This is a genomic window from Paenirhizobium cremeum (assembly GCF_047553425.1).
Lineage (GTDB): Bacteria > Pseudomonadota > Alphaproteobacteria > Rhizobiales > Rhizobiaceae > Allorhizobium > Allorhizobium cremeum.
The window spans coordinates 83311-96178 of sequence record NZ_CP180220.1; the positions used below are offsets into that span (position 1 = coordinate 83311).

Consider the following 12868-nt stretch of genomic DNA (forward strand, 5'->3'; position numbering starts at 1 on the left):
GCGGGGTGTTATCCCCGCCCACCCGGTTTCACTTGAAGCCGATTTCAGAGAGCTGGAGCTGCGAATTTGTTGCCATGGTCGGCTTGAAGTCGACCCGTTCGGAAACGCGGCTGTAGCCCACCATGTGGAACAGCAGGACGTCTGCGGCCAGATCGTCGTGCAGATAGGCGACGAGTTCCGACCAGAGCTTTGCGCGGTCATCGCCCGTTGCGGCTGATGCGCGCTTGATCAGGCCGTCGACCTTGGGGTCGCTAATGCCCGACTGGCGGCCGTCGCTCGCATATTTGAAGAACATCGAGAAGACCGGATCACCCTTCGAGTTGTCGTGCATGGCCGTCACCAGCATCGGGCCGCGATCCGTCGGATAGGGCTTGGAATAGAGCTTCTCGAATTCCGCGACTTCGTAGAACTTCAGATCGACGTTGAAGCCGACTTCCTGCAGTTGCTGCTGGATCGCCTCCATGATCTCGGTAACGTTCGGGAAGTTGGCGGTGCGGGCAACGAGCGTCAACTTGGTGTCGACCGGAACGCCATCTGCCTTGGCTTCATCGAGGAGCTTCTTGGCTCCCTCCGGATCGTATGCCGGCACCTTCACGTCCTTGTTCCAGCCGAGGGTCGGCGGCGGGAAGACGGAGGTCGCAAGAAGCGTGCCCTTCGGTACCAGCGTGCCGACGAAAGCTTCGCGGTCTATCGCCATGTTCAGGGCCTTGCGGACGCGCAGATCGTTGATCGGTGCCATGGAGTGGTCGAGGCGGATATAGACCGTCTCGGAATCGAGATAGGAGAAGTCGGTCGCCGGATTGGTCGCGTCGAGCTGCGAGATCGACGGAGCGATGTCGGCTTCGCCCGTCTGCACCATGGCGGCACGAACGGCCGGATCGGAACGGAAGAGATAGGTGGCCTTCGTGACGGCCGGCTTCGCACCCCAGTAGTCGTCGCGGCGTTCGAGAACGATCTGTTGGCCGGGCGTCCAGTCGGTAAGCTTGTAGGGGCCGGTGCCGACCGGCTCGCGGATGAATGAGACCGGCGTGCCTTCCGGCACGATCGTCACAAGCGAAATCAGGAGCGGCAGGATTGGCTGGACCGGATCGGCTGAGAAGTCGATCGTCTGGTCGTCGACCACTTTCGCCGTGACCGTCATGCCGCCGAAATAGCGCGGCGTTTCGCAGGTGATCGACTTGTCCATGGCGCGGTCGAAGGAGAACTTCACGTCCTTGGCATCGAAATCCGAGCCGTCGGAGAATTTCACGCCCTTGCGGAGCGTGAAGCGCCAACTGCCGTCAGGCTGCTGTGCCCAGCTTTCGGCGAGACGTGGCTGCAGGCCCTTGCCGCCGCGCACGTCGAGTTCCGTCAACGTCTCGCTGATGTTTTCGAGAATGATGCGGCCGATATTGGAGCGTGTCGCCATGCAGGGCTCGAGCAGATCGGCTTCTTCGTTAAGCACGATCTTCACGTCGGTATCGGCGGCGAAGACCGGTGCGACGCTGGCGGCGAGCAGCAGCCCGCCGGCGAGCAATGTCTTTCTAATCATTTCTTTCCTCCCAGAATACGGCCACGAACCATTCATGGCTGCTTAGTTGTCCGCCGGAGCGGACGTGCGGCAAGTAGCACCGCGAAACAGATCATTGTGCCGCCGATCCAGGTGGCGATGCCGGCCACTTCCCCGAACACGGCATAGGCGAAAGCCGCGACCATCGGCAGCCGGGCAAAATCGACGGGCGCCACGACCGAGGCATCCGCCAGACTGAAGGCGTGCGTCATGGCGGACATGCAGATGGCACCAAGCACCCCCTGAAGGGTGAGTAGGCCGAACTGGTGCCAGGTGGGCGTCGTCCAGAACATTGCTGCGAGCACGGCGGCCATCGGAACGGTCAAAAGCAGGTTCAGGCAGACCAAGGTGTCGGTGCGATCGCCCGAGGACATTGATTTCAGCATGAGCTGGATCAGCGCCTGCAGCAGTGCGCCGGCAAAGGCGAAGCCGATCGCAAGGGATAGGCCGGAACCGACGGGGCTGACCACCAGCATGGCGCCGGCGAAACCGAACAGCAATGCCGCAATCCGCGTGGGGCCGAGTTTTTCACCGAACGCCAGCGCGGCGCCTACCAGGACGAAGATCGGCGAGGTGAAGGCGACGGCAGTGACGTCTGTCAGTGGACCTTTGGCAAAGGCTGCAAAAAAGGCCGCCAAAGCCAAAAGCTTGAGACCAGCCCGCACCGTGTGCTGATGCAGCGGATAGACCGAAACCAGAACGTGAGGATTTCTCACAACGATCGGCAGGATGGTGAGCGCGCCGAAAGCCGCACGAAAGAAGGCAATGACAAAAGGGTGAACCTCGCCATTGAGGCTGCGCACCAGCACGGCATCCACAGCCGACAGGCATGCGCCTGTTGCGGCCAGCGTCACGGCAAGGCCAGTGGACCGTTTTCTGGCAGCGGGGCCGCTCATGCTCTCCTCCGTCAAGGACATCCTCCATGTCACCCATAAACCATGATGGGCGATATCATTTTTGTCAACATTTCTCGCAAATCTGGCTGAAAGAATTTTTTAGCATTTTTTTATCTATATGATTTTACATATTTAATTGTTTATTATTGTGCTGTTTCTGGTTGTTATCGAATACCAATCAACTTGACAACAGATGATTTGAGGCCGATTTTCACCACAGTTTCGATCCGGGAGGAGACTATGCAGCCGGAAACCATTGCCGCCGCCATGACGGGTGTGCTGTCGCCGACAGTTCCCGGTCGGGAGGAGGCATTTCTGCCATCGCCAAAAATCCAGAACCACGCAGCCTTTCTTTCAAGGCTGCCGGATGGCGCACTGATCTGCGCATGGTTCGGTGGTACTCTGGAAGGTAAGTCGGACATTTCCATTCATGCCTCGATCCTGCTGCCGGGTGCTTCCGTCTGGGGCCCCGCGCGAGCGCTCAGCGGCGATCCCGCACATTCGGAGCAGAACCCGGTGATCTTCACCGCGCCGGATGGCCAGCTCTGGCTGTTTCACACGGCCCAGCCATCCGGCAATCAGGACGAATGCCGGATCCGCATGGCGCCGCTCTCCAGGGATGCGGCCGATCCCACGATGATATCGAGCGGGGACGGGCGGTTTCTCGATCTGCCGCGCGGCTGCTTCATTCGCGCACCCCTTGTCGTTCGGGACGATGGGGCATGGGTTCTGCCGATCTTTCGCTGCATTCAGCGGCCGGGCCAGAAGTGGAACGGCAGCCACGACGTCGCCGCGATAGGCGTTTCAACGGATGCAGGCGCGACATGGCGGCTGGAAGAAGTGCCGGGTTCTATCGGATCGGTGCATATGAGCCCCGTCTTCCTCGGCGACAATCGTCTCGCAGCCTTCTATCGCCGTCGCCAGGCCGATTTCGTCCATCGTTCGGAAAGCGTCGATGGCGGCCGCTCATGGTCGGCGCCGCAGGCGACGGATGTTCCCAACAACAATTCCTCGATTGCGGCTATCCGCCTTGTCGATGGTCGGGTAGCCATGATCGCCAATCCGGTGAATGCCGCCATGTCCAGCGACCGACGCGCATCCCTCTATGACGAACTCGGTGAGGATGATGCCCGTCCGGACGCCGATCCCTCCGGTGGTTGCGTGCCTGTCTGGGGCGTTCCGCGGGCGCCCGTCGTCGTCTGCTTCTCCAAGGACGGCGGGTTGACCTTCCCGAAGCGGATCGTCATCGAGGATGGTCCCGGCACCTGCACGTCGAACGATTCCACCGACGGTCGCAACAAGGAAATGTCTTATCCGTGGATACTTCAGGACGCGGATGGAACCCTGCATATCGCCTACACCTATCATCGTCGGGCGATCAAATATGTCCGGCTTGCCCCCGAGGCGCTGGCGAAACTCGAAGCGGAGAATTGAGGATGAGCGACATCATCGGCATTACCATGGGCGATCCGGCGGGCGTCGGCCCGGAGATCAGCCTCAAGGCGCTGGCGGAGATGAGCGAGGCCGACCGTAGCTGCACGCTGATCTATGGCAACCTTGCGACGCTTGAGGCGGCGAAGGCTGCCATCGGTATCGACGTGGACCTTACGGACCGCGTGGTCGATCTTCCGATCGAAGGCGCTCCGCTTCCCTTTGGCAAACTGTCGGCGGTCGCAGGCGACGCGGCATTCAGTTTCATCGAAAAGGCCGTCCGCGATGCCGAAGCTGGCAAGATCGGCTGCATCGTCACCGCGCCGATCAACAAGGAAGCCCTGAACGCCGCCGGGCACCATTATGACGGTCATACCGGCATGCTGCGTCATCTCACCGGTTCCAAGGCCGCCTACATGCTGCTCGCGTCTGATCGGCTGAAGGTCATCCATGTCTCGACCCATGTCGCGCTCCAGGAGGCGATCCGTCGGTCCACGACGGAACGGGTGCTTGCGACAATTCGTGCCGGCGACGCCCATCTGAAACGCATCGGCATCGAAAAGCCACGCATTGCGGTGGCCGGCCTTAACCCCCATTGCGGAGAAAACGGACTGTTCGGCAGTGAAGATGACGAGCAGATCGCACCGGCAGTCGCTGCTGCCCGCGCCGAGGGCATCGATGCCTATGGCCCGATCTCGGCCGATACCGTGTTCTACAGGGCCTATAGCGGCGCGTTCGATCTCGTGGTCGCCCAATATCACGACCAGGGTCACATCCCGATCAAGCTGGTGGCCTTCGACACGGCGGTCAACGTTTCCGTCGAGTTGCCGATTGACCGCACGTCCGTTGACCACGGAACGGCTTTCGACATCGCCGGCAAGGGTATCGCCAATCACGGCAACATGAATGCGGCTATCGCCTATGCGCGCAAGCTGGTCGCGGGAGGACGCAAATGAGTTTTTCTATCGAGGGTGTCTATTGTGCTGCGGCGACCCCGCTGAAACCTGACGGAACACCCGATCTCGAATTGTTCGGTGCGCATGCTCGCGCGTTGCTCGACGAAGGTTGCCACGGCGTTGCCATGCTCGGTTCGACCGGTGAAGCAAACAGCTTCGGCGTGCGGGAGCGCATGGATCTGGTCGAGGCTGCCCTGAAGGCAGGCGTGCCTGCCGATGGCCTCTTGCCCGGGACGTCCTCCTGCGCGGTGGCGGATGCCGTGGAAATGACGCGCCATGCGGTTCAGGCCGGGGTGCGCGGCGTCGTCCTGCTGCCGCCGTTCTATTATACGGCGTTTTCTGACGAGAGCCTGTTCCGCTTCTATGCCAGTATCATCGAACGGGTGGCGGACGACCGGCTGAAGGTCATCCTCTACCACATCCCAATGCTGACGGGCGTTCCGATCTCCCACACGCTGATCGCCATGTTGCGCGAAGCCTTCCCCGATACCGTCGTCGGTATCAAGGACAGCGACGGCAAGATCGAGAACATGCATGCGATCTCGGAGAAATTTCCCGGTTTCGGCGTGTTGGCGGGGGCGGACCCGTTGCTTCTGCCGGTTCTTGAGGGCGGCGGCGCCGGCTGCATCACGGCGTCCTCCAATCTGGTCGCGAAGGAATTGCGTATCGTCTACGACCACTGGAACGATCCGACCAAGGCTGACGAGGTGAAAGCAGCGCAGGACGTCATCGTCGCCTGGCGCACACTTACCAATGCCTACGTCCAGCTTCCCACGGTGAAGACCATGCTTGCCCGCCGGCGCAACGATCTGGGCTGGCTGAATGTCCATCCGCCCTTCTCGCCGCTCTCCGAAGACGAGCAACAGAAGGTCTGGGCCGAAATGGCTCGCCTCGAAGCGCTCTGAGGGAGGAGGCGGCCATGACGGCAAACCGGATCATTACACTGCACCAGCCGCGCCGGCTGGAAATCGGCGCGGGATCTGCTGCCCGCGTTGGCACCTGGGCGAGCGATGCTGGCCGCATCTTCGTGCTTGCGACGCCGTATACGGCGGGTTTTGTCAATCGTCTCGGCCTCAATGGCACGATCACCATTTTCGATGCCATTCCCGGCGAACCTGATACTGCGACCTTCGATGCGGCAATGGAGGCGGCTCGCCGCGCCAATCCCGATCTGGTCATCGGTCTTGGCGGCGGCTCCGTCATGGACGTGGCCAAGCTGGTGGCAGCGCTTTGGGATGGAAGCCAGACGCTTGCCGATGTCGCCGGACCGGACAAGGTCGACGGGCGGCGCACCCGCCTCGTGCAGATCGCCACGACCGCCGGAACCGGTTCGGAAGCAGGCATTCGCGCATTGATTACCGACCCGGGCAAGGGCAACAAGATTGCGGTCGAAAGCCCGCACCTGATCGCCGATCTCGCTGTCCTCGATCCGGAACTGACCTACAGTGTGCCGGCGGCGGTCACGGCCGCGACCGGTGTGGACGCCATGGCGCATTGCGTCGAGGCTTTCACCAACCGCAAGGCTCATCCGGTGATCGACTACTACGCAAGGATCGGTATCGATCTCGTTGGTCGTTATCTGGCCCGCGCCGTCAAGGATGGCTCGGATACGGAAGCGCGGGAAGGCATGATGATCGCGTCCTTCTACGGTGGCATCTGCCTCGGGCCGGTCAATACGGCGGCAGGCCATGCGCTCGCCTATCCTCTTGGCACGCTGCTGCATCTGCCGCACGGACTTGCCAACGCCATCATCTTTCCGCATGTGCTTGCCTATAACGAGCAGGTGGCGCCGGCAAAGACGGCCGAAGTCGTATCAGCGCTCGGCATTGCCGATCGGGCGCGGGAGGAAGGTCTTCTGACTGCTGCGCGTGGCTTCTGCGCGGATCTCGGCCTTGAGATGCAGCTTTCCCGGCATGGTGCCGGTGAAGAGGATCTGCGGCGATTTGCCGAAGATGCCCATGCCATCCGTCGCCTGATGGACAACAATCCGCGGGACATGAGCGTCGAAGACGTGCTCGCGATCTATCGTGCCGCTTTCTGAAACGGTGTAGCGGACTTCTCCTCCACCCCAGCCTCCGGCGTTCCGAACGGGACGCCGGTTTTTTCATTTCGAAGAAGGGTGGTCTTAGGCCACGCTTTCCTGATCGGGGCGACGACGTTCGAACAGGCGTTCGCGGGAGCCGAGAAGGTGATGGCGCATCAGGTCGCGCGCCTTGTCGGTGTCGCGATTGCGGATCGCTTCGAAAATGGCGGCATGCTCGCCGAAGACCCGAGTGAGGCCGGAGGCCTCGCGTTTCACAGAAACGCCGTGGAAGCGCATGCCCGCCGCGATGTGGTCCTTGAGCGCTTCCATTGCGGTGGAAAAATACGGGTTCTCGGATGCCTTGGCGATCGCGAGGTGAAACTGGAAGTCCGCGTCTTCGCGGTGCGACAGGCGATTGGTGGCGTCCCGCATCAGTTCCAGTGCGTTGGCAATGGCACCAAGCGTTTCCGGTCCGTGACGCTCGGCGGCGCAGGCGGCTGCCTCAGGTTCCATAGTCAGGCGGAATTCGTAGCAATTGAGTAGATCCGACACGTTCTGCAGCTGGCCGAAGCCAAGAGGCTCCTTCAGCCCGATGGAGCGTACGAAGCTTCCGGCTCCCTGGCGTGAATAGATCAGGCCCTGATCGCGCAGCCGCCGGAGCGCTTCGCGCACTACGGGGCGTGAAACCTCAAATTCAGCAGCAAGATCGTGTTCCGTCGGCAGACGTTCATCGGGGCGATAGGCGCCAGATTTGATCGCCTTCTGCATGCGTTCGAAGACAACATCCGCAAGGCTCTTACGTCCTGTTTCTCCAGCCATCGCTGTCCCTCAAGCTGCTCTTTTCGCGGTCAGTTCCGCCAGGACCGCCAGCGTGTTCTTGTCTCCGAATCCGCCCGATTTAGCAATGATCGTCAAGTGTCCTGCGCGTGCAAGCGGCAACCCGGGAAGACATTCGCCCAAGAGCGTGGCCGACCGGATGCCCATATGCGCAAGAATGGCCTCGGCCGTCGCACCGCCGGTCATGAACAGCAGATCACAGCCGGAGGTCAGATCGGGATGGATGCCGCGGGCAAGATTCATAGACACGTCCGCGCCGGAAAGCTCGGTTTCTCCCGGCAGCGCCTGCACCAGCGTCAATCCTGCGCTACCGCCGGTTTCCGAGAGGATGCCGTTTGGCGCATCGTAGCACAAAACTTCCCTCTTTCGTTTCAAGGCGTCAACCTGAGCCAGCGTGATCGGGTCGCGGGAACCGACGACGAAAACAACACGATTTCCGGAAGGCTTTGGCGCTGCTGCCTCCCTGCGACCGGTCATCATCTCGGCCATTGCCTCCGCGAGCCCTCGGGCGCCAACGGGCAGGGCGTCGGGAGCCGTTTGAAGCGCCTGCCGCAGATCGTCCAGGCTGTCCGTATCAGGAATGACGGCGCGGTCCGCAAGCGCGCCAAGGCGAGGCCGGATTGCGATCGGCTCCGCTACGCCGAAGCCGGTTACCATGCCCAGCCGGACGTTGCGGCGGAATTTGGGGATAGCTGGCGCGACAAGCATGAGCGCCGGATTGAGGGCGGCGAGTTCCTCAGCAACATGGCCTTTCAGTCGGGAGTCGATCTTCTTGAAAAGGCGCGTACCCTTTGGCAACTGTTTCAGCACCGCGCCGACCGCTGCGACAGCCTTTTCGGACGCGACCTCGCGCGAACGGGTGCTGACTGCTATGATTTCTGCGCCGGTTGCGAGCGCTTCGTCCACGGCTTCCGGTTCGAAGGCCACTGCCGTCTGCATGCCACGGCCGGCGAATGGGGCGGCACTGTCGAGAGCCCCCGTCAGGTCGTCGGCAATAATGCAGAGCTTCGGCGCTCCCACCGGCTTGAATGAAGGCATGTCGTAAACTTATTCTCCCATTTAATACGTTATTCTGAATTATATATTTTGAGTTGGCAAACAAATTTTCTGGAGATTTTACACGTTCCGTATGTCGTCAGCGGTCGCTGATCGAAATTGTGCCGTTATGCGCGGCCACTATCGATCTGCATATGGCGAGACAAAGCCCCATGCCGTCGGGCTTGGAGTTGGCAAAGGCCTTAAATAGGGCTTCTTCCGGCGGCCTCGCGCCCTGGAAGATCGGCCGCCTTAAGGCTGATATCGTTGCAGGCATCGCCCGTTCGATCTGCCTGGGGGAGCTTGCCCGGCTGTTCAGATCTTCCGGTATAAGTAATAACGCCCCGGTTCGAGATGATCCGGTATGGGCAGCATTTCGAGTTGGGGATGATCGAGCGCAAGTCCACTGACGGCATAGCCGCCGCTGCGCAGCATTCCCGCCGCCAGTTCCGGCAGCCAGGACATCACGATGGCATCCTTCTCCGGATAGCCGGTACCGATATCGGCATGCACCAGCGCGGCCTCGCTGCCGATATAGGCCCGTGCGGTTTCGCGGATCTCGCCGATAACGAGGTCTTCTTCTGGCGGAATGGATGTCTTGTGCGCGGCGACATGCCGGTCGAACACGATGAAGCGACGATCCGGAAAGGTCTCGATCAGGTGACTATAGGTGCGCCCGTTACCAAGCCCCACCTCCATGATGGGACCGTCCGGCAGAAGGTTCTGGTCGCGCAACAGATTGAGCAGATCGCGCTGGGCGGTCATGCGATTGATGAAGATGTCGAGACGGCTCATGCTCAGGCCTTTACGATGACGCCGCCTTCGACCCTTCGGCGGGCGAGTGCGTTGCGGGTATCGACAATCAGCGGGCACCAGTCGGCCAGCGCCTGATAGTCGATGGAATCGTGATCGGTGGAAATCAGGACCACGTCGAAGCCTTCGATCGTCTCCCGGTTCCAGTCGACGCTGCGGCGGCCCATCAGGTCTGCATATTCGCGCGTTTTCGGCACTTCCGGGATGAAGGGGTCGTGATAGGCGACGTCGGCGCCGCGTTCGACCAGCAGTTCCATCAGCCGAAGCGAAGGGCTTTCACGAATATCCGGCACGTTTTTCTTGTAGGCGAGACCGATGACGAGAACGCGCGAGCGACTGAGCGCCTTGCCGGCCTTGCGGTCGAGCGCTTCGGCGACCTTTTCCACGACGTGATGAGGCATGGCCGTATTGACCTCGCCGGCAAGTTCGATGAAGCGGGTCGGCGTGTCGTATTCTCGTGACTTCCAGGTGAGGTAGAACGGGTCGATCGGAATGCAATGGCCACCGAGCCCGGGTCCCGGGTAAAAGGGCATATAGCCGAAGGGTTTCGTCTTTGCCGCGTCGATGACTTCCCAGACGTCGATGCCCATGGCGTCGTAAACCAGCTTCAACTCATTGACGAGAGCGATGTTGACGGCGCGGAAGATGTTTTCGGTTAGCTTCACTGCCTCGGCCGTTGCCGTTGTCGAGACCGGTACTATCGTCTTGACCACGGCACCGTAAAAAGCCGTCATCAGTTCGCGTGCATCTTCGCCGTCGCCTGCTACCACTTTCGGAATGGTCGATGTGTCGAAGTCGCGATTACCCGGATCTTCCCGCTCGGGCGAAAACCCGAGAAAGAAATCAGCTCCGGCCTTGAGGCCGGTTGTCTCGAGAATGGGTTTCACGACCTCCTCGGTGGTGCCGGGATAGGTGGTCGATTCCAGCGAGATCAACTGGCCGGGCCTGAGCGCGGCGGCGATCTGCCGGCAGGTATTCTCAATGAAGGAGAGATCGGGGTCGCGATGGCGTGTAAGCGGCGTTGGTACGCAGATCGCGATCACGTCGCATTTGGCAAGGCGGGAAAACTCACAGGTCGCGGAAAATCGGCCTTCGGCACATTCCTTCTGCAGGAAATGATCCGGCACGGCCTCGATATAGCTCTTGCCGGCTTCGATCGCTATCATTTTGCCCGGATCGATGTCGAAGCCCGTGACCGAAAAGCCTGCTCGCGCCATGCTCATCGCAAGCGGCAGGCCGACATAGCCGAGACCGATGACGGCGGCTCTGGCGCGTCTCGACTGGATGGCCTGGAGGAGTTCGGCCGCAACGGGAGAGGTGGACATCGGTGGGAGATCTCCGTGGAAGGAAAGTCAGCCAGTCACTTGCGTTCCCGCTGTCCCCCTGTCAAGGGCGCGCGCTCTTCACCGGTGTTCGCAATCATGTGATGCGACGGTCTGACGCCGGAAAGCGTGCCGGTTCTCGTCGTCGCCTCTTGCGTTGGGCGTTCCGTCAGGCTCTATGGCAGGTATGAGGATTGCCTTCTATGCCCCCCTGAAATCGCCCGACCATCCCGTTCCCTCGGGCGATAGGCTGATGGCGCGCCAACTCCTGCGCGCGCTGGAAAAGGGCGGTAACGAGGTTACTTTGGCCTCCGGTCTGCGTAGCTTCCATGCCACGCCGGAAACGGTACTCCCGGGGCTGGAGGAAACGGCGCAGGCGGAGAGAAAGCGGCTTTCCAGGCTGTGGGAGCAGGATGGCCCGCCGGATCTTTGGTTTTGTTATCACCCCTATTACAAGGCGCCGGATCTCATCGGTCCCGATCTCTGCCGGCGCTTCCGCCTGCCGTATGTCACCGCCGAGGCCTCTTATTCCCATCGCCGAAACCTTGGTTGCTGGACACGCCATCAGGAATTGTTGAAGGAAATGGTCAATCTGGCCGGGGTCAACCTTTATTTCACGGAACGCGATCGGTTGGGCCTTGCGCAAGCGGTACCGGGTGCAAGGCTGGCGCGCATCGCTCCCTTCATCGATGCTTCGCCCTTTCTTGAGCGGCTTTCCGTTCCGCGACAAAGCCGGCTGGTGACCGTCGCTATGATGCGTCCCGGCGACAAGACGGGCAGTTATGTGGCACTCGCCGAAGCGCTGGCCCTGATCGCGGACCTCGACTGGAGCCTCGCAATCGTTGGGGACGGTCCCGAACGGACAGCCGTGGAAGCTCTCTTCTCTGGTTTTGCGCCCGGACGGGTCGAATGGTTCGGCCAGCTCTCACGCAAAGAGGTGGCCGAGGTCCTGTCGGGCGGTTCTATCTTTGTCTGGCCGGGTCACGGCGAGGCCTATGGGCTTGCCTATCTCGAAGCCCAGGCAGCGGGTCTTCCGGTGGTCGCAGAACGGGTTGCCGGCGTGCCGGAGGTCGTGGAGCACGGTCGCACCGGCCTGCTCGTACCAGCCGGTGAACCTCAAGCTTTTGCCGATGCGGTCGCTTCGCTGCTTGCCGATGAACCTCGACGCCGGCTTTTGGCTGAAGCCGCGCGCCGTTTCGTGTCTGAGGAGCGTTCTGTGACGGTCATGGCCCGCCGTCTGTCGGAAGCACTCGTTCCGGCGCTGGAGTATCCGCTATGACGAAATCCCGCTTGCTCGAAGCGTTGGATAAGGCAGCGACCGCAGGAAACCGGGTGCAGTTCTGGCTGCGCGACGACGATGCCGTCGAGCCAACACCAGCGCTCGATAACCTGCTTGCCCTGACGAAGGCATATTCCGTGCCGGTGATGCTTGCCGTCATTCCGGAGGACACCGGAACCTCATTGTCCGAACGGCTTGCAGATGAGCCGTATGCCAGGGTGGCGGTTCATGGCTGGTCGCATCGCAACTACGCTCCGCCGGGCGAGAAGAAGCGGGAACTCGGACGCCATCGTCCCGCAGAGACGGTGCTCGGAGAGTTGCAGGCTGGATTCGCCAAGCTGTCCTGGCTGCATGGGTCGCGCTTCAGGCCGATGCTCGTGCCGCCGTGGAACCGCATCAACGATGACCTCTTGCCCTCCCTCGGGTCCCTCGGGTTCGCGTCGCTGTCGGTCTTCGGCTTGGAGCGTTCGGCTTCTCCGATTCATCTGGTCAACACGCATGTCGATCTCATGGACTGGCGCGGGACGCGGGGCTGTCGGCCGGCAGAAGTTCTGTTCGGTGAGCTCGCCGACTGGATCGTTCGGGACAACCGGCCACCGGTCATCGGGGTGCTCACCCATCATCTCGTGCATGACGAGGCGGTGTGGTCGTTTCTCGACCAGCTTTTCGAGGCAACGAGCCGGCATCCGGGCTGTGCCTGGATCGATCCCGCTGCTGCCAGTTAACG

Annotated in this window: 12 protein-coding genes; 6 read left to right on the plus strand and 6 right to left on the minus strand. The window is 61.3% G+C overall.

The genetic code is table 11. The features are described from left to right. Nucleotides 1-28: 28 nt before the first annotated feature. Both ACLBKR_RS23035 and ACLBKR_RS23040 read right to left on the minus strand, forming a co-directional pair. Nucleotides 29-1531 carry an ABC transporter substrate-binding protein gene (locus ACLBKR_RS23035; protein ID WP_414902249.1) on the minus strand — a complete coding sequence of 501 codons (1503 nt, stop codon included), beginning with the start codon at nt 1529-1531 and terminating at the stop codon, nt 29-31. A gap of 32 nt (nt 1532-1563) precedes the next feature. After that, nucleotides 1564-2445 (minus strand): DMT family transporter, encoded by an 882-nt coding sequence (locus ACLBKR_RS23040; RefSeq protein WP_113337945.1) that lies wholly within the window; start codon nt 2443-2445, stop codon nt 1564-1566. Nucleotides 2446-2685: 240 nt separating this feature from the next. On the opposite strand from ACLBKR_RS23040, the gene ACLBKR_RS23045 reads away from it, so the two are divergent. Genes ACLBKR_RS23045 through ACLBKR_RS23060 form a run of 4 tightly spaced genes read left to right on the plus strand, consistent with a single transcriptional unit; the run spans nt 2686 to nt 6873 of the window. Then, nucleotides 2686-3879, plus strand: coding sequence for an exo-alpha-sialidase (locus ACLBKR_RS23045; RefSeq protein WP_113337946.1), 1194 nt, complete (start codon nt 2686-2688; stop codon nt 3877-3879). Nucleotides 3880-3881: 2 nt separating this feature from the next. Beyond that, complete coding sequence (gene pdxA, locus ACLBKR_RS23050; RefSeq protein WP_113337947.1) at nt 3882-4832, plus strand: 4-hydroxythreonine-4-phosphate dehydrogenase PdxA; 951 nt, start codon at nt 3882-3884, stop codon at nt 4830-4832. Beyond that, on the plus strand, nt 4829-5737 hold the full coding sequence (locus tag ACLBKR_RS23055) for a dihydrodipicolinate synthase family protein (protein ID WP_113337948.1): 909 nt from the start codon (nt 4829-4831) through the stop codon (nt 5735-5737). The genes pdxA and ACLBKR_RS23055 overlap by 4 nt, the downstream gene beginning before the upstream one ends. Before the next feature lie 14 nt (nt 5738-5751). Further along, entirely contained in the window at nt 5752-6873 is a 1122-nt protein-coding gene (locus ACLBKR_RS23060; protein ID WP_113337949.1) for an iron-containing alcohol dehydrogenase, read from the plus strand. A gap of 84 nt (nt 6874-6957) precedes the next feature. Here ACLBKR_RS23060 and ACLBKR_RS23065 read toward each other — a convergent pair whose 3' ends face one another. From ACLBKR_RS23065 to ACLBKR_RS23080, 4 genes are all read right to left on the minus strand, one after another. Then, the gene (locus ACLBKR_RS23065; RefSeq protein ID WP_112827912.1) at nt 6958-7674 is read right to left on the minus strand and encodes a FadR/GntR family transcriptional regulator; all 717 of its coding nucleotides are present in this window, start codon (nt 7672-7674) and stop codon (nt 6958-6960) included. A gap of 9 nt (nt 7675-7683) precedes the next feature. Continuing rightward, a complete protein-coding gene (locus tag ACLBKR_RS23070; RefSeq protein WP_113448141.1) occupies nt 7684-8730 on the minus strand; it encodes a four-carbon acid sugar kinase family protein in 1047 nt (348 codons plus the stop codon). A gap of 312 nt (nt 8731-9042) precedes the next feature. After that, the gene (locus ACLBKR_RS23075) at nt 9043-9522 is read right to left on the minus strand and encodes a class I SAM-dependent methyltransferase (protein ID WP_113448142.1); all 480 of its coding nucleotides are present in this window, start codon (nt 9520-9522) and stop codon (nt 9043-9045) included. A 2-nt stretch (nt 9523-9524) separates the two neighbouring features. After that, the gene (locus tag ACLBKR_RS23080; RefSeq protein ID WP_113448143.1) at nt 9525-10865 is read right to left on the minus strand and encodes a nucleotide sugar dehydrogenase; all 1341 of its coding nucleotides are present in this window, start codon (nt 10863-10865) and stop codon (nt 9525-9527) included. 184 nt (nt 10866-11049) lie between these two features. On the opposite strand from ACLBKR_RS23080, the gene ACLBKR_RS23085 reads away from it, so the two are divergent. Both ACLBKR_RS23085 and ACLBKR_RS23090 read left to right on the plus strand, forming a co-directional pair. Further along, complete coding sequence (locus ACLBKR_RS23085; protein WP_113448144.1) at nt 11050-12141, plus strand: glycosyltransferase family 4 protein; 1092 nt, start codon at nt 11050-11052, stop codon at nt 12139-12141. Beyond that, nucleotides 12138-12866 carry a polysaccharide deacetylase family protein gene (locus ACLBKR_RS23090; protein WP_113448145.1) on the plus strand — a complete coding sequence of 243 codons (729 nt, stop codon included), beginning with the start codon at nt 12138-12140 and terminating at the stop codon, nt 12864-12866. Before ACLBKR_RS23085 ends, ACLBKR_RS23090 begins: the two co-directional genes overlap by 4 nt. Nucleotides 12867-12868 lie beyond the last annotated feature (2 nt).